This is a genomic window from Streptomyces sp. NPDC050164 (genome assembly GCF_044459945.1).
In the GTDB taxonomy this organism is placed as follows: Bacteria; Actinomycetota; Actinomycetes; order Streptomycetales; family Streptomycetaceae; genus Streptomyces; species Streptomyces coeruleorubidus_A.
Genome location: NZ_JBITJK010000005.1, coordinates 293,611 through 310,049 on the forward strand (window position 1 = coordinate 293,611; position 16,439 = coordinate 310,049).

At 69.8% G+C, this 16,439-nt stretch carries 12 protein-coding genes; 10 read left to right on the plus strand and 2 right to left on the minus strand.

Features of this window, described 5'->3' with window-relative positions; translation table 11 throughout:
* The first annotated feature begins 56 nt into the window (after positions 1-56).
* The 3 genes from ACIBNA_RS11230 to ACIBNA_RS11240 are packed head-to-tail and all read left to right on the plus strand — an operon-like array spanning position 57 to position 2,823.
* Positions 57-1,118, plus strand: coding sequence for a glycosyltransferase family 4 protein (locus tag ACIBNA_RS11230; protein WP_399164945.1), 1,062 nt, complete (start codon positions 57-59; stop codon positions 1,116-1,118).
* Positions 1,118-1,885: a sugar transferase gene (locus ACIBNA_RS11235; protein ID WP_399164946.1), complete on the plus strand. Its 768-nt coding sequence runs from the start codon at positions 1,118-1,120 to the stop codon at positions 1,883-1,885. Before ACIBNA_RS11230 ends, ACIBNA_RS11235 begins: the two co-directional genes overlap by 1 nt.
* Positions 1,870-2,823 (plus strand): NAD-dependent epimerase/dehydratase family protein, encoded by a 954-nt coding sequence (locus tag ACIBNA_RS11240; RefSeq protein WP_399164947.1) that lies wholly within the window; start codon positions 1,870-1,872, stop codon positions 2,821-2,823. Before ACIBNA_RS11235 ends, ACIBNA_RS11240 begins: the two co-directional genes overlap by 16 nt.
* Here the strand turns inward: ACIBNA_RS11240 and ACIBNA_RS11245 are convergent.
* Together ACIBNA_RS11245 and ACIBNA_RS11250 are read right to left on the minus strand one after the other, a co-directional pair.
* Positions 2,818-3,867: a hypothetical protein gene (locus ACIBNA_RS11245; RefSeq protein WP_399164948.1), complete on the minus strand. Its 1,050-nt coding sequence runs from the start codon at positions 3,865-3,867 to the stop codon at positions 2,818-2,820. The two genes, ACIBNA_RS11240 and ACIBNA_RS11245, sit on opposite strands and share 6 nt — an antisense overlap.
* A gap of 312 nt (positions 3,868-4,179) precedes the next feature.
* Positions 4,180-5,142 (minus strand): class I SAM-dependent methyltransferase, encoded by a 963-nt coding sequence (locus ACIBNA_RS11250; protein ID WP_399164949.1) that lies wholly within the window; start codon positions 5,140-5,142, stop codon positions 4,180-4,182.
* Between the two features lie 140 nt (positions 5,143-5,282).
* Here ACIBNA_RS11250 and ACIBNA_RS11255 point away from each other — a divergent pair, with 140 nt between their 5' ends.
* From ACIBNA_RS11255 to ACIBNA_RS11285, 7 genes are all read left to right on the plus strand, one after another.
* Entirely contained in the window at positions 5,283-6,608 is a 1,326-nt protein-coding gene (locus tag ACIBNA_RS11255; RefSeq protein WP_399164950.1) for a glycosyltransferase family 4 protein, read from the plus strand.
* Positions 6,599-7,918 (plus strand): UDP-glucose dehydrogenase family protein, encoded by a 1,320-nt coding sequence (locus ACIBNA_RS11260; RefSeq protein WP_399165035.1) that lies wholly within the window; start codon positions 6,599-6,601, stop codon positions 7,916-7,918. The genes ACIBNA_RS11255 and ACIBNA_RS11260 overlap by 10 nt, the downstream gene beginning before the upstream one ends.
* Before the next feature lie 16 nt (positions 7,919-7,934).
* Positions 7,935-8,912, plus strand: a complete 978-nt coding sequence (locus tag ACIBNA_RS11265; RefSeq protein WP_399164951.1) for a UDP-glucuronic acid decarboxylase family protein — start codon at positions 7,935-7,937, stop codon at positions 8,910-8,912.
* Positions 8,909-9,976: a glucose-1-phosphate thymidylyltransferase gene (locus tag ACIBNA_RS11270; RefSeq protein WP_399164952.1), complete on the plus strand. Its 1,068-nt coding sequence runs from the start codon at positions 8,909-8,911 to the stop codon at positions 9,974-9,976. The genes ACIBNA_RS11265 and ACIBNA_RS11270 overlap by 4 nt, the downstream gene beginning before the upstream one ends.
* Positions 9,973-10,992, plus strand: coding sequence for a dTDP-glucose 4,6-dehydratase (rfbB, locus tag ACIBNA_RS11275; RefSeq protein ID WP_399164953.1), 1,020 nt, complete (start codon positions 9,973-9,975; stop codon positions 10,990-10,992). The genes ACIBNA_RS11270 and rfbB overlap by 4 nt, the downstream gene beginning before the upstream one ends.
* Positions 10,989-12,866, plus strand: coding sequence for a glycoside hydrolase family 15 protein (locus ACIBNA_RS11280; protein WP_399164954.1), 1,878 nt, complete (start codon positions 10,989-10,991; stop codon positions 12,864-12,866). The genes rfbB and ACIBNA_RS11280 overlap by 4 nt, the downstream gene beginning before the upstream one ends.
* A 236-nt stretch (positions 12,867-13,102) precedes the next feature.
* A complete protein-coding gene (locus ACIBNA_RS11285) occupies positions 13,103-16,423 on the plus strand; it encodes a putative bifunctional diguanylate cyclase/phosphodiesterase (RefSeq protein ID WP_399164955.1) in 3,321 nt (1,106 codons plus the stop codon).
* The last annotated feature ends 16 nt before the right edge of the window (positions 16,424-16,439 follow it).

Genomic DNA, 16,439 nt, shown 5'->3' on the forward strand with positions numbered 1-16,439 from the left:
ATTCTGGTTTACGTCGTAAATATACGATATCAGCTTGCAGTGTTGGGTGTGAAGTCATGGACCGACGCCTCAGGCAGTGCGCGATCACCCCCTACGGGCGGAGAGCCGGCAGCTCGCGGGTCCGTGTCTTCGAGTGGCTGGACCGCGTCGACACGGACTTCACCGTCAGCAGTTACGCGTCGTTCGCCGATGCCGCCCCGTCCCGACTGGCCCGGCACCCGGTGGCCGTGGCGCGGGCGGAACTGCGCCTGCACCAGATGGCGGCCGCGCGCCCGCGACGTCTGCTGCTGCATCGGGAGGCGTCCCCGCTCAGCCGCGGGTGGTGGGAACGCAGGCTGCTCACCTGTGCGGACTTCGCCGTCTACGACTTCGACGACGCCCTGCAGTGGGACTGGGGTGCCGGTGGTGCGCTGCGCAGACTCGCGCCGAAGTCGGCCAAGGCACGGACTGCGGTTCGGTACGCCGACCGCGTCATCGCGGGCAACGAGGTCCTCGGGAACTGGGCCGCCGGGCGCCACCGCGACGTCGTGGTGATCCCCAGTTGCGTGGCGCCGGAGGACTACACGCCGAAAACCTTCTACGCGCTGCACGACCCGCCACGACTCGGCTGGATCGGCTCGCGGCACAACGAGGACTGCCTGCTGCTGGTCGCCGGCGCGCTCGAAGAGATCCACCGGCGCACCGGCGCCCGCCTGACGCTCATCGGCACCACGACACGCTCGCTGGGCCGCATCGAGACCTTCATCGACCGGGTCGCATGGAGCCCGCACCGCCAGCGCACCGCGCTGGCAGACGTGGACATCGGGCTCATGCCGCTGCCGTCGACCCCCTACAGCCTGGGCAAGTGCGGCTACAAGCTGCTCCAGTACGGGGCCGTGGGGCTGCCCGCTGTGGCCACGCCGATCGGGGTGAACGCCGAGATCCTCGACCGGCTCGGGATGCCGGCCGCCCGCGACCAAAGCGAGTGGACCGACGCGATCCAGGGCCTGCTGGAGGCATCGGACGCCGCCCGGGAGCGGCTGGGGCGCGAAGCCCGGGCCGTCGTCGGCCGCCGGTACTCGTACGAAGCCTGGCTCCCCCGGTGGACCTCGGCACTGGAGCTCGGTGGCGCACGGTGATGACCGCACGCGCCCGCCACCCCCTGTCCGCCGACGTCCGCGGCCGACCGGCCCTGCCGCCGATGACTCCCGTGGCCCTCCCGTGGACGCGCCGCGCGCTGGACGTCGTCGTCGCCCTCGTCCTGCTCGTCGTGCTGACGCCCCTGATGCTTCTTCTGGCCGTGCTGATCCGCGCCACCAGTGGCAGGCCAGTGCTCTTCCGGCAGCAGCGGATCGGGGAGGGCGCACGCGAGTTCACCCTCTACAAGTTCCGGACCATGCACACCGGTGCGACCGGTTCCGCACTCACCAACGGCCGCGACTCACGCGTGACCGGCACGGGACAGTTGCTCAGGCGCTTCCACCTGGACGAACTGCCGCAGCTGATCAACGTGCTGCGCGGTGACATGACGCTGGTGGGACCGCGCCCGGAGTCGGTCGACCTGGCTGTGCGTTTCCCTCCCGAACACCAGTGGTTGTTCCGCCACCGGCCGGGGCTCACCGGACCGTGCCAGCTCCGTTCACGCGCGCACGCCGCGCTGCTCGACGACAGGCCGGATCGGGAGGAGTACTACTTCGCGGTCCTGGTTCCGCTGCGTGCCGAGCTGGACGCGGAACTCCTTTCCCGTAACTCCCTGACCACCGTGATGGGTTACATCGTCCGAACGCTGTGGTACGTGCTGTCCGGCCTCTGGGACAGGGGTGGCTCCGGCCCCTGCTCCGACCGGCCGGGCGATGCCGGCACACGGCACACCGAGGAAGGCCGATCCTTATGCGCGCGATCGTGACCGGGGCAGCCGGATTCATCGGTTCCCACCTGTGCGAACACCTGTTGTCGCGTGGCGACGAGGTGGTCGGCGTCGACGCCATGACGGACTTCTACGCCCCGGCGCGCAAGCGGGAGAACCTCGGCCCGCTGCTGGACCGGGACGGATTCGCCTTCCGGCGGGCCGATCTGCTCCGGGTTCCCCTGGAGCCGGTCTTCGCCCATGCCGACGCGGTCTACCACCTCGCGGGCCAGCCCGGCGTCCGCGGATCCTGGGGTCCGGAGTTCGCCGTCTACGTGGAACGCAACGTCCTGGCGACCCAGCGCGTGCTGGAGGCGGCCCGCGCCATCGGCCTGCGCCGCCTCGTCTACGCCTCCAGTTCGTCGGTGTACGGAGACGCCGAGGCGTACCCGACCAGGGAGACCGTGCGCCCTGCCCCCGTCTCCCCGTACGGCGTGACGAAGCTCGCCGCAGAGCACCTGTGCGAGGCCTATCGTGCCGCCTTCGGTGTCCCCGTCGCCTCGTTGCGGCTGTTCAGCGTCTACGGGCCGGGGCAGCGACCCGACATGGCGTTCTCACGGCTGATCGCGACCGCGATCAGTGAGCGTCCGTTCGTGCTCTACGGGGACGGGGAGCAGAGCCGCGACTTCACCTACGTCACCGATGTGGTGACCGCCATGCGCGAGGTGGCGCTCTCCTCGTGGAGCGGTGTCGCCAACGTGGGTGGCGGCTGCGAGGTGACGATGAACGAGGCCATCGCCCTGCTCCGCCTGCTCGGCACGCCGGTGCGTGTGGTCCGCGTGCCGCGCCAGCCGGGCGATGCCCGGCGTACCGCGGCCGACATCACCCGCGCACGTGAGGCGTTCGGCTACCGGCCGGCAACGGGCCTGCGGGACGGACTCGCGGCGATGCTGACGGCCGCACGCACCGGCCGCCCCGACATCCCTGTTCAGCTATGAATAGTGTGGATCGTCATTGGTGATGTCCGTTGTCACTCCGATGAACGTGTTACCGGTCGACGTGCCCAGAGCGCCCTTGTAGTTGTATATGGCCCACTGCATGCCGTCGAACGTGTTATCGTACACATTCGCGCCTATGTAGTGGTTGATGCCGACGCCGAACCTGTTCGCATTCCCAATGTTGTGGATGTTGTTCCGGTAGACGTTCAGGTTCTTCGCGGCGTTGAACGGACCGCCGCTGATGCCGATGATCAGGACACCGTCCGTGAACCTGGTTCCACTGATGTTGTTGTCATGGATGTGGATGTTGTTGGCTGCCGCGTTCTGGAAGCCGCTGTACACGATGCCCGGCAACGTACCTGTACCGGTCGCGGAACCGCCGACGATCGTGTTGTGGTGAACGAATACGTCGGACAACGTCTCGCTGGATGAGTTGGGCTCGAGGTCGATGGGCCCGGGCATTCCGGAACGCGAACAATTGGTAAAGGTGTTGTTATGCACCTCGATGTGCGTACCGGCGATGATGGAAACACCGTTCCGGTTGAAGTGATCAGACGTGAACGTGTTGTTCGGCCCGATAATGCAATTCGTGGCGGAACTGCCAATGTTCACATAGACGCCGTCGCCGATGATATTGGTGAGTCGGCAGTTCTTGACAACCACGTTGCTGAAGTTTCCGTGGATCCTCACGCAATGGCGGAACTGAGACCAGGTGGCTCCCTGGTTCGCCGCACGTCCGTCGAGTGTGAGGTTGTCGATCGTGACGCCCGAGCCACTCACCTTCAGGATCTCGTCGCTTTGCCCGGTCGACGCGGTGGAGTTGTCGGGGAAGCGCAGGATCGAACCGTTGCCTTCGACGTAGCAGTTCGCCGGAATCGACAGCGAAGTGACCGTGTACGTCCGCCCTGCCGGGAAGACGAGGCGCTTTCCGGCGGCGGCGTTGGCCGCCAACTGGGGCGTGGCGTAGTCCGCGACGAGGACTTTGCCGCCGTCGCTGGAAGGGCGTCGTCCTGCAGTGAGAAGAGGGATTGATATCAGCGCCAATATCGACCTGCGGGAGATGGGGCTGAAATTGGAGGGTGTCTCCGCCTGCGATCTCTGTGCTCGGTGCAAACCAGTGACTCCGTGTGCATGGAACAATTTTAGCGGGCGCGCCCGCTCGAGTGGCGCACTCTACCCCAGACTTGTTCCATTGCCAGACTTGACATCAGAGCCTGCCCGTGAATCGATCTTTGATCTGGGCGCGCAACTGCGGGGCCGCTGACTCCTTCGTTCGTCAATTTACGGCGTATGTTTTATGGCGTGTGCACGTCGTAACCGGGGGATGCGCGAAGTGCGTTCTGTGAAGACGCCCCCTCAGGTCTTCGTCTGCGCCCCGCCGTAATAGGCCACGATTTCCGGGGCCGACATCTCGCCCTCCCGCCTGCGTCCCAGGAAGTAGTAGGCCGAGGCGTCGTCCATCGCGTACTGCGCCGGGACGAGGCGGTCGAGGGCCCGCAGCCAGCACAGCAGCAGGCGCGTCACACGGCCCGCGAAGGCGGAGCGGGTCAGGCCTCGCACCAAGTGATCGACGCTCCAGAGCAGTTGGGTGCCGGGACCCGCGACAGGACCGGCCGCGAGTTCTTCGAACCCTCGGAAGAGATAACGGTGGCCGCTCGCGGTGAACCGCGTGAAGTCGCAGGGCCCGGCGTGCACCTGCTGCAGGAACGGGGTCTCCGCGTAGACGAGGCCGTCGCTCTTCAGGACCCGGTGGACCTCGGCGACGACCAGGGCCGGATCGAGCACGTGCTCCAGTACGGCCTGCACCAGCACTCCGTCGACGCTCGCCGTGGGCAGCGGGATGTGATGGGCGTCCGCGATGAACTGGGTCACCGGGCTGCCGACGAGGTCGAAGGCGATGACCTGGACACGCGGATCGCGGTAGACCGCCTCCACGCCGTTGCCCACCGTCCCGCCGCCGACGACGAGCAGCGTCGGGGCGGAGCCGGGAAGAGCGCGCATCAGTACGTCGATGTTCCGGGCCGCTACCCGGTTTGACGGCTTCCAGAGGCGGCGCAGCGGGCGGGGCAGCCGGGAGGCGCGGCCGAGGGGATTCTGCCGAGTGTGTCCGGTGCCGTCCGCGAAGTCCTCACGGCGAACCACGCTTCGCTCGAAGTCGACGAGGACCGGCCACCGGCCGATCACCGGGAACCCGGCCGACGTGTGGTGCGGGCACTGGGGCGACGTGCAGGAGAAGACGTCGCGCGCCGCGCTCAGGGGCGAACGGCAGCGCGGACACACCAGCAGCCGCTCGATGCGTTCCAGTCCGACCAGGGCCATCGCGCCTCCTCCGTCCGTTGAGCAGTCGGCTTGACCCGGCTTCACACGAGAGGGAATATGTACGTATACGACGTAAATATACACATCGGGAAGGGAGTGGTGAAATGTCGGCCCCGGCTCTTGCGACGACCACCTCTCCCGTGGGCGCGGTCCCTGACTGGCCCGCACCGCCACCGCGCGCGACACCGGCCGACCGGCTGCCGGCGCAGCCGGTGCTGCCGCGCGTCAAGGTGCTCCATGTGATCACCCGTATGCAGGGCGGTGCCGGCGGCAACACCCTGCTGTCCGCCGTGGGGATGGACCCTGAGCGGTACGAGGTGTGGATCGCGGGCGGGCCGGGCGGTGAACTGTGGGACCGGGCCCGGGCCGCGGGGGTGCGCACAGTCGAGATCCCGGAGTTCCGCCACGTTCTCACCCCGGTGGACGTCCTCGTGCTCTGGCGGCTGATCCGGCTGGTCCGCCGCGAACGCTTCACCGTCGTGCACACCCACTCCGCGAAGGGCGGCTTCCTCGGCCGGTTGGCGGCACGGCTGTGCCGCACGCCGGTGGTGGTGCACACCTTCCATGGCCTGAGCTTCCACGACCGCATGCCGCCGACCCGGCGCAGGATTTACCACTGGCTCGAACGGGTGACGCGGCGCCTCGCCCACCGCTACCTCGCCGTCGCGCCGCGCGTGGCGCGCGAGGTCGTCGAGGAGCGGCTGGCTCCTCCCGGCAGCGTCCACGTCGTGCCGTCGGCGGTGGAGCTGGCACGCATTCCCGACGGGTTCGAACCGGCCGCACGACGTGCGCTCGGTGTGCCGCCCGAGGTGACGCTCATCGGCACCGTCGGGCGGATCGACGCCCAGAAGGCGCCGCTGGACTTCGTCCGGATGGCCGCCGCTCTCCAGGGAGTGCTCCCCGACACCGCATTCGTCATGATCGGCGACGGGCCGCTGGCCGGGGACGTCCGGCGGCTCGCCGCTGAACTGGGCGTCGAGATACGGCTCACCGGTCACCGCCCGGACGCCGCCGCACTCGTAGCCGGGCTGGACGTCTTCGTCATCACATCTCTGTACGAGGGACTCGGCCGCGCCCTCACGGAGGCGCTCGCGGCGGCCCGGCCGGTCGTCGCGACAGCGGTCAACGGAGTGCCCGACCTGGTGGAGCACGGTGCCACGGGCCTGCTCGCGGAACCGGGCGACTCGGAAGCCCTCGTCCGCGCGGTCGGATGGCTGCTCGAACACCCCCGCGAAGCCGCCGAGATGGGGCGGCAGGGACGAGACCGGGTACGGGCCCTCTTCGCACCCGAGGACATGTGCGCCCGCCTCGACGCCTGCTATCGCGAACTGCTGGGAGTGCCGAGGACCCGGCCGACCCACACCCCTCCCACCGCCCACCGGCGCCTGACGCCCGCGGACCCCACGCGTACTGGCATGGGGCTGACATGGACGCCCCCACCACACCGGAGACCACCATGCGCCTGACAGTCATCGGTACCGGATACGTAGGAGCGGTCCACGCCGCCTGCATGGCGGAGATCGGGCACGAAGTCCTCGGCGTGGACGTCGACGCGGAGCGGATCGCCGCGCTCGCCGCCGGGCGGACCCCGTTCTTCGAGCCGGGACTCGGCGGGATGCTCAGGCGGACCGTGGACAGCGGGCGGCTGCGGTTCACCACGTCGATGGCCGAGGGGGCCCGCTTCGCCGGTACGCACTTCGTGTGCGTCGGCACCCCGCAGCGGCCCGGATCCGGCGCCGCCGACCTGCGGCACGTCGAGAGCGCCGTGGACGGACTGGCGCCCCACCTGGCGGGCAGCGGGCATGTCCTCGTGGTCGGCAAGTCCACCGTGCCGGTGGGTACGGCGGACCGGCTCGCCCGGCGGCTGCGCGCGACCGCACCCGACGCCGACGTCGCCTGGAACCCGGAGTTCCTGCGGGAAGGGTGCGCCGTCCAGGACACCCTGCGGCCGGAACGCATCGTCGCGGGAGTCCGCACGGCACACGCCGAGGGACGGCTCCGGGAGATCTACGCCCCGCTCCTCGCGGGCGGCATGCCGTTCATCATGACCGACACCGCCACCGCCGAACTGGTCAAGCTGGCGTCGAACTCCTTCCTCGCCACGAAGGTCTCCTTCATCAACGCCATGGCCGAGATCTGCGACGCCACCGGTGCCGACGTCCTCACCCTCGCGGAGGCGATGGGCGCGGACTCCCGCATCGGCTCCCGCTTCCTGGCGCCCGGGCTCGGGTTCGGCGGCAGCTGCCTGCCCAAGGACATCCGGGCCTTCGCCGCCCGTGCGGAGGAACTGGGCCTGGGGGAGTCGGTGGCCTTCCTCCGGGAGGTCGACGCGATCAACACCCGGCAGCGGTGGCGCACTGTCGAGCTCGCGCAGCGGCTGGTCGGAGGGTCCTTCGCCCACCGGAACGTCGCGGTCCTCGGGGCCGCCTTCAAGCCCCGCAGCGACGACGTCCGCGACTCGCCCGCGCTCGCGGTCGCGGAGGAGGTCCGGCACCGGGGCGCACAGGTCCGCGTCCACGACCCGGAGGCGGTGGACAACGCCCGGGCGGCGTACCCCGCGCTGCAGTTCGCCCTGGACGTGACCAAGGCGTGCGAGCACGCCGACGTGGTGCTGCACCTCACCGAGTGGCCCCAGTACCGGGAGCTCGACCCGGCCGCCCTCGCCACCGCGGTGCGCACCCCGGCGATCGTCGACGCGCGCCACACCCTCGACCCGGAGACCTGGTGCGCGGCGGGCTGGACCCTGTGCGCGCCCGGCCGTCCGCGGCTCGGCTGACCGGCAGGAGGACATCATGCGTGTCGTGGTGGCAGGCGGGGGCGGTTTCCTGGGATCGCACCTGTGCGAAGCGCTGCTGGGCCGGGGCGACACGGTCTGCTGCCTGGACGACTTCTCCTCGGGCCGGGCGGCCAACATCGCCCACCTGCTGCGCATGCCCGGCTTCCACTGCACACCGTGCGACGTCACCTCCCGCTTCCGGGTCTTCGGGGACGTCGACGCGGTCGTCCACCTGGCGAGCCCCGCCTCGCCTTCCGACTACCAGCGCCACCCCCTGCAGACGCTGGCCGCGGGCAGCCGGGGCACGGAGAACCTGCTGGAGCTGGCGGTCCGCCACGGGGCACGCTTCGTCCTGGCGTCCACCAGCGAGGTCTACGGCGACCCCCAGGTGCATCCGCAGGACGAGGACTACTGGGGGCACGTCAACCCCATCGGCCCGCGCAGCGTCTACGACGAGGCCAAGCGCTACGCCGAGGCCGTCACCACGGCTTACCGGAGCAGCCGCAGCGCCGACACCGGCATCGTGCGGATCTTCAACACGTACGGGCCCCGCATGCGGGCGGACGACGGCCGGGTGGTCTCCACCTTCATCCGGCAGGCCCTCGCCGGGGAGCCCCTGACCGTGCACGGCGACGGCAGCCAGACGCGTAGCTTCTGCTACGTCGACGACCTGGTCCGCGGTCTGACAGCCATGATCGACGCGTCGCACACGGGCCCGTTCAACCTCGGCAACCCGGCCGAGCGGACGGTGCGGGAGCTCGCGGTGGTGGTGCTGCAGATCACCGGGTCGCGCAGCGCCGTGCGCCTGCTTCCGCTGCCCGTCGACGACCCGGTCCGCCGACGGCCGGTCGTCACCCGGGCCCGGGAACGGCTCGGCTGGCACCCCGAGGTGCCGCTGGAAGAAGGGCTGCGCCGCACCGTCGAGTGGTTCGCAACGCAGCCCGACACCCTCGTACGGCCCCCGCACCGCTCCACCGTAGGACGGCCCTCATGAAAGCACTCGTCCTGTGCGGCGGCGCCGGTACCCGGCTCCGCCCCATCACCCACACCTCGGCCAAGCAACTGGTCCCGGTGGCCAACAAGCCCGTGCTGTTCTACGGCCTGGAGGCCATCGCCGCCGCCGGTGTCCGGCAGACCGGCGTCATCGTCGGGGACACGGCACCGGAGATCCGCGCGGCCGTCGGCGACGGCTCCCGCTTCGGCCTGGACGTGACCTACCTGCCCCAGGAGGCTCCGCTCGGCCTCGCCCACGCCGTCCTCATCGCCCGGGACTTCCTCGGCGACGACGACTTCGTGATGTACCTCGGCGACAACTTCATCGTCGGCGGCATCTCCGGCGTGGTCGACGACTTCCGCCGCGAACGCCCCGACGCCCGCATCCTGCTGACCCACGTCTTCGACCCCACCGCCTTCGGCATCGCAGAACTGGACGCGGCGGGACGCGTGGTGGCCCTGGAGGAGAAGCCCCAGCGTCCCCGCAGCGACCTGGCGCTGGTCGGCGTCTACCTCTTCACCCCCGCCGTACACGAGGCCGTACGGTCGATCCGGCCCTCCCGGCGCGGCGAGCTGGAGATCACCGACGCGATCCAGTGGCTCATGGATGCCGGCCGGGAGGTGCGCGCCACGACGATCTCCGGCTACTGGAAGGACACCGGCAACGTCACCGACATGCTCGAGGTCAACCGCTCCGTGCTCGAGACTCTCCAGCCGTGGACCGGCGGCAGCGTCGACGCCGCCAGCGAGATCATCGGCCGGGTCAGGATCGAGGACGGCGCCAAAGTGTTCGGCAGCCGTGTCGTCGGGCCGGCCGTCATCGGCGCCGGAACCGTCATCGCCGACTCCTACGTCGGACCCTTCACCTCGATCGCCGAGGACTGCCGGATCGAGGGGAGCGAGATCGAGTACTCCATCGTGCTGGGGCGGGCGACCGTCGTCGGCACCCGCCGGATCGAGGTCTCGCTCATCGGCCACGACGTCGAGGTGACCCCCGCGCCGCGGACCCCCGCCGTGAACCGGCTGGTCCTCGGCGACCACAGCAAGGTGCAGATACCGTCATGACCACGACCCGCGTCCTCGTCACCGGCGGAGCCGGCTTCATCGGCTCGGCCTACGTCCGCGCCCTGCTCGGCCCGAACGGGCCGCCGGGCGTCGCCGTGACCGTGCTCGACAAACTCACCTACGCCGGCAACCCCGCCAACCTCGACGAAGTCCGCCACACGGACGGCTTCGCCTTCGTCCTAGGAGACATCTGCGACGCGGAACTCGTCGACGGGCTGGTCGCCGCCCACGACCACGTCGTGCACTTCGCCGCCGAGTCCCACGTCGACCGCTCCATCCTGGGCGCCGACACCTTCGTCCACACGAACGTCCTGGGCACCCAGACCCTCCTGGACGCGGCCCTGCGCCACGCGCCGAAGAACTTCGTCCACATCTCCTCCGACGAGGTCTACGGCTCGATCCGCACCGGCTCCTGGCCGGAGACCGACCCGCTGCGCCCCAACTCGCCCTACTCCGCGTCCAAGGCCGCCTCGGACCTCATCGCGCTCTCCTACCACCGCACCCACGGCCTGGACGTCCGGGTCACCCGCTGCTCCAACACCTACGGCCCCCACCAGTACCCCGAGAAGGTCGTCCCCCTCTTCATCACCCGGCTGCTGGACGGCGAGCCCGTGCCGCTGTACGGCGACGGGCACAACGTCCGCGACTGGATCCACGTCGACGACCACGTGCGGGGCATCGAACTCGTCCGGACCCGGGGCCGCCCGGGCGAGGTCTACAACATCGGAGCCGGCCACGAACTGTCCAACCGGCAGCTGACCGGGCTGTTGCTGCGCGCCTGCGGTGCCGACTGGGGGATGGTCAGATACGTCGAGGACCGCAAGGGCCACGACTGGCGCTACTCGGTCGACTTCACGAAGATCCGCACGGAGCTCGGCTTCGCACCGCGCCAAGACCTGGCCGCGGGCCTCGCGGAGACCGTCGGCTGGTACCGGACACACCGCTTGTGGTGGGAGCCGCTGCTGCCGCGGACCGAGCAGGGACGGAACGCGACTTCCATGAAGGTTCCGCCATGAGCGCGCCCATTGAGGACTACGCCCTCATCAGTGACCTGGAGACCGCCGCCATGGTCGGCCGGGACGGGTCGGTGGACTGGCTGTGCCTGCCTCGCTTCGACTCACCGTCCTGCCTGGCCGCCCTGCTGGGCACCGAGGACAACGGCTTCTGGCGGATCGCACCCGTCACCCACGGCGGCCTCTGCACCCGCCGCGCCTACCGGCCCGACACCCTGGTCCTGGACACCGTGTGGGAGACAGCGGCCGGCACGGTACGCGTCACCGACTTCATGCCGCCGCGGGCCGAACTGCCGTGCCTCGTGCGTGTGATCGAGGGCCTGGCGGGTGCCGTGCCCATGCGCAGCGAACTGCGGTTGCGCTTCCACCAGGGCCGGGTCGTGCCGTGGGTGCGGGACGCCGGCTGCGGCACCGTCGCGGTCGCCGGTCCGGACGCCGTCTGGCTCGGCGCCGACGGCCCGGTGCGGGCGCTCGGTGACACGGACGCGATGGTCTGGGACTTCACCGTCCCGGCCGGTCGGCGTCTGGCGCTGACGCTGGCATGGTCGCCCTCGCACCGGCCCGAGCCGCCCACGTCGCTTGCCGTCCCGGCGGAGACGGTGCTCAAGGAGACCGCCGACTACTGGCGGCGCTGGAGCGCCCGGTGCCGCTACCGGGGACCGTGGCGGGAGGCCGTGGTGCGATCGCTGATCACCCTGAAGGCCCTCACCTACGCGCCCACCGGCGGCATCGTCGCCGCACCGACCACCTCGCTGCCCGGCTGCATCGGAGGCGAACGCAACTGGGACCACCGCTACTGCTGGCTGCGCGACTCCACCCTCACCCTGTCCTGCCTGCTGCGCAGCGGCTACCGGGAGGAGGCCACGGCCTGGCTGGACTGGCTGGTACGGGCCATCGCCGGTGATCCCGCCGATCTGCAGACCGTGTACGGCGTCAAGGGGCAGCGGCTGCTGCCGGAGACCGAGGCGCCATGGCTGCCCGGCTACGAGGGATCCCGGCCGGTGCGGTTCGGGAACTCGGCGGTGGGCCAGTTCCAGCTGGACGTGTACGGCGAGGTCATGGACACGCTCTTTCTGTCGCTGCGGGCGGGGATCTCCATGCCCGCCCACGTCTGGGACCTGGTGGAGGCGCTGATGGGCTACCTGCACCGGCACTGGCGCGAACCGGACCAGGGACTGTGGCAGGTGCGGGGCCCCAGGCGGCAGTTCGTCCACTCCAAGGTGATGGCGTGGGTGGCCGCCGACCGGGCGGTGCGCATGGGCCGGCTGCTCGGCCGGAACGGATCCGCGGGCGAGTGGCAGGCCATGCGCGAGGAGGTGCGTCGGGAGGTCTGCCGCGAGGGCTGGAACGCGGACCAGGGCTCGTTCGTGCAGTCGTACGGCTCCTCGGCCCTGGACGCCTCCGCCCTGCTGATCCCCCGGCTCGGCTTCCTGCCGGCACGCGACGAGCGGGTGCGTGGCACCGTCCGGGCCGTACGACGGCTCGGCCACGGCGGGTTCGTCCGGCGGTACGCGCCGGACGGCCTCGGCACGCACGACGTCGACGGCCTGCACGGCCGGGAGGGCGCGTTCGTGTCGTGCTCCCTGTGGTACGCCGATGCCCTCGCCGCGACCGGCCACCCGCGGCAGGCCCGGGAGACCTTCGAGCGCGTCCTCGCCGTCCGCAACGACCTCGGACTGCTCGCCGAACAGTGGGACCCGGACGAAGGCCGTCAACTGGGCAACGCACCACAGGCGTTCAGCCACATCGCTCTGGTCGAGACGGCCTTCGTCCTCTCATCGACACCAGGCCCGAGCCCCCGGGGTCCGGCAGCGACGGACCGGCTTCGAACCGGGGCACCTCGAGCTGCCCGGTCACGGATGCGCACCCATGCCTGACGATGTCTCCTGCGCGGCGGAAGACGCGAAATCAAGCCCGCGCTGGAGCCGCCGCCCGGTTTTCGCGTCCTGCATTTTCACGCATGGTGCCGTATATCGCGACGCGACGCCGTATCTCTCCGTGCGCGTGCGGGAAATGGCGAGCCGAGTAAGCTGGATGCAGGACACGTAGATGTCTCGGCGAGAAGGAGCCCGCATACCGCCGCGTATACCGGCGACCGTGTATATCGGCGACCGTGTTCACAGGCGACCAGGACCGACTCCCGGACCCGATAATTCTCCTTTGTCAGCCCGATTCTACGGGCTTCTCCGCCGTCGCCCGGTGCCGTTCGCCCCGCTCCGTCCGCCCGATCAGTGGCTCTCCGGAGGTGAATTGGGTGACCGCGCGACTGCGAGGCAGGGCCGCCGCGATGGCCGTGGTCAGCACATGCATCGTCGTGCTGACCACGTTCTACTACATCTTTCCGGAACAGCGGCTGATCTTCGTCGCCATAGGAGCGACCGGCGTCATCGGTATCGTCCTCGGCGTCCTTCTCAACCACCCCGCGCATCGACTCCCCTGGCTGTTGCTCGCCGCAGGAAACTTCGCCTTCGCCGCGGGCCAGGCCACCCAGATCATCCTCCTCCAGTTCCACGGGCAGAACCCGTTTCCGTCGATCGCCGACGGCTTCTATCTCGCGGCATATCCGCTCTATGCGGCCGGGCTGCAGGGCTTCGTCCGCTGGCGCACGAGTGGGCGGGACCGCGCGAGCCTCGTCGACGCGCTGACGCTGACCGTCGGACTGGCACTGCTGTCGTGGCTCTTCCTCATCGAGCCGTACGCCCACCTCGAGGATCTCAGCTGGGTGCAGAAGGCGTTCTCCATGGCCTATCCGCTCGGCGACATCCTCGTCCTGGCGATGCTGCTGCGCCTGCTCGCCGGCCGTGGCGGCAAGAGCCCCTCGCTCGTGCTGCTCACCGTGGGCACCTTCGGCCTGCTCGTCGCCGACGTGGCCTACGGCCTGATACAGCTGAACGGGACCTGGCGCACGGGTACCGCGGTCGATCTCGGCTGGGCCGTGCTGTACGGCGCCTGGGCGGTCGCCGCGCTGCATCCGTCCATGCGGTCGCTGACCCAGCCGGTGGCATGGCGCGCCGAGACCGGCATGGGCCGGCTGAGCCTGCTCACCCTGGCGTCGCTGATCGCGCCGGCCATCCTCCTGATGACGGCGGTGCGCGGCGTGAGTACCAACGTCGGCGTGGTCGGGGTGTTCTCCGCGGTGCTCTTCGTCCTCGTGCTCTACCGCCTGGCGGGCGTGGCGGCGACCCACCGGCAGGCGCTCGGCCGGGAGAAGGCGCTGCGCATCGCCGTGTCGTCGCTGGGCGGAGCGGGCGACCCGCGGGATGTGGCCGCTGCCGTCCACACCGCGGTGACGCAGCTCATGCCGCACGGTCCGCCGCATTCCGCGCTGCTCACCGTGCCGGACAACGCGCTCTGGGTGAACGGGGATCACGGCGGCGTACGCGGGCCCCTGTCCGCGCGGGGAACCGCAGCCGTCCACGAACTGATGGCGTCCGGCGAGAGCCGCCTGGTGGCCCTCGACGGTGTGGGGCCCGCTCTTGCCGCCTGCCTCACGGCTCAGGACGAGGAGCCGACCCGCACCCGCCACGCGCTCGTCTGCCCGCTCACCTCGCAGGATCACCCCTCGGGCGATCCGCTGATCGGGGCGCTGATCGTGGCCGGGGACGAGCAGGACCTGCTCGTGCTCCACGACACGCTGGCGACTCTCGCCGCGCAGACGGCACTTGCCGTGGCGCGGATCGCCCTCGCCCGGGAGGTCAACCGGCGCAACAGCGAAGCGTATTTCCGCACGCTGGTGCAGAACGCCTCCGACGTCATCCTCATCCTGGACGACGACAACCGGGTCCGTTACGCCAGCCCGTCCGCCGATCAGATGCTCGGCGTTCCGGGCCTGGAGGGCACCCCCCTCATCGATCTGGTGCCGCCGCAGGACAGCCGCGCGGTGGCCGAGACACTCGGCCGGATACGCAGCGGCGAGTACCAGAACAGGCGCGAGCACTGGCGCATGGTCCGCGCCGACCGGACGTCCATCGAGGTCGAGGTGAGGTGGAGCGACCTGCGTGAGGAGGCGACCGTCGGCGGGGTGGTGCTCACCCTGCGGGACGTGACCGAACAGCTCAAGCTCGAACGCGAACTCACCCACCAGGCGTTCCACGACTCGCTCACCGGCCTGGCCAACCGCGTGCTCTTCCAGGACCGGGTCAGCCACGCCCTGGTGCAGGCTCAGCGCGACGGCACGGTGGTCGGCGTGCTCTTCATCGACGTGGACGACTTCAAGGTCGTCAACGACATACACGGCCACAGTGTGGGCGACGAACTGCTGGTCGCCGTGTCACTCCGCCTCCAGACCGCCGTCCGTGCCTCCGACACCGCGGCGCGCATCGGCGGCGACGAGTTCGCCCTGCTGGTGGAGGGCTCCGTCTCGCCGACGGGCGTGGAGCGGTTCACCGAGCACGTGATGAGCGTGTTCGCCGAGCCGTTCAGGCTCAGTTTGGGGCCGGTGGGCACGTACGCGAGCATCGGCGTCGCGACGACGGAGGACAGCGTCGACTCGGTCGAACTGCTGACCCACGCCGATCTCGCGCTGTACGCGGCGAAGACGGCGGGCAAGCGCCAGTGGCGCCGCTACCACCCGGACCTTCAAAGGGGCATGGCCGAGCGGGCCAAGTTGCAGGAAGGACTGGACAGTTCGTCGATCGAGACGTCGTTCATGGTGCTTTACCAGCCCATCGTGGAGCTGACCAGAGGTCAGATCGTCGGCTTCGAGGCGCTCGTTCGCTGGCCCCACGCCACGCGCGGCATGCTGATGCCGGAGCAGTTCATCACGCTGGCCGAGGAGAGCGGCCAGATCGTTCCGCTCGGTGCCTGGGTGCTGGATCAGGCCGCGACCGAGGCTGTCCGGTGGCAGGGCTCCCTGCGACGCGAGGGGACGACCGAGCGCAGCGCACCTTACATCAGTGTGAATGTGTCACCGCGTCAGTTCCGGGACGAGGAGTTCTACCAGGTGATCCGGCGCGCCCTGGACCTCTCCGGCATCGAACCGTCGTCTCTCATACTGGAACTGACCGAGAGTGTGCTGATGTACAACGACGAACGTATCCTGGCGGAGATGAGTTCGCTCACCGACCTCGGGATCCGTATCGCGGTCGACGATTTCGGAACAGGCTACTCGTCGCTGAGCTATCTGCGTGAGTTCCCCATCTCGATACTCAAGATCGACAAGTCGTTCATCCACGAGCTCGGGCGCTCACCCGAACAGTACGCCTTGGTCGAGGGCATCACGCATCTCGCGGACACACTCGGCCTCACGGTGATCGCCGAAGGAGTGGAGGACGTCAGGCAGCAGGAGTTGCTGATCTCCATGGGCTGCCGGCTCGGCCAGGGGTACCTCTTCGCCGAGCCGGTCAGCGCCGACGAGGCGGAGCACCTCGTCCTCGCGCCGCCGCTCGGCCGCCTGGCCGGATTCCCCGGGGCGCCCGCGGCGAGGAAACGGTGAGGGTGGCGGCCCTCCG

What these genes read in the sequence shown, in the direction of transcription:
- rfbB (WP_399164953.1), top strand. Translation starts at nt 9,973, where the DNA reads ATGACCACGACCCGCGTCCTCGTCACCGGCGGAGCCGGCTTCATCGGC.
- ACIBNA_RS11240 (WP_399164947.1), top strand. Translation starts at nt 1,870, where the DNA reads ATGCGCGCGATCGTGACCGGGGCAGCCGGATTCATCGGTTCCCACCTG.
- ACIBNA_RS11270 (WP_399164952.1), top strand. Translation starts at nt 8,909, where the DNA reads ATGAAAGCACTCGTCCTGTGCGGCGGCGCCGGTACCCGGCTCCGCCCC.
- ACIBNA_RS11230 (WP_399164945.1), top strand. Translation starts at nt 57, where the DNA reads ATGGACCGACGCCTCAGGCAGTGCGCGATCACCCCCTACGGGCGGAGA.
- ACIBNA_RS11250 (WP_399164949.1), bottom strand. Translation starts at nt 5,142, where the DNA reads ATGGCCCTGGTCGGACTGGAACGCATCGAGCGGCTGCTGGTGTGTCCG.
- ACIBNA_RS11235 (WP_399164946.1), top strand. Translation starts at nt 1,118, where the DNA reads ATGACCGCACGCGCCCGCCACCCCCTGTCCGCCGACGTCCGCGGCCGA.
- ACIBNA_RS11265 (WP_399164951.1), top strand. Translation starts at nt 7,935, where the DNA reads ATGCGTGTCGTGGTGGCAGGCGGGGGCGGTTTCCTGGGATCGCACCTG.
- ACIBNA_RS11260 (WP_399165035.1), top strand. Translation starts at nt 6,599, where the DNA reads ATGCGCCTGACAGTCATCGGTACCGGATACGTAGGAGCGGTCCACGCC.
- ACIBNA_RS11280 (WP_399164954.1), top strand. Translation starts at nt 10,989, where the DNA reads ATGAGCGCGCCCATTGAGGACTACGCCCTCATCAGTGACCTGGAGACC.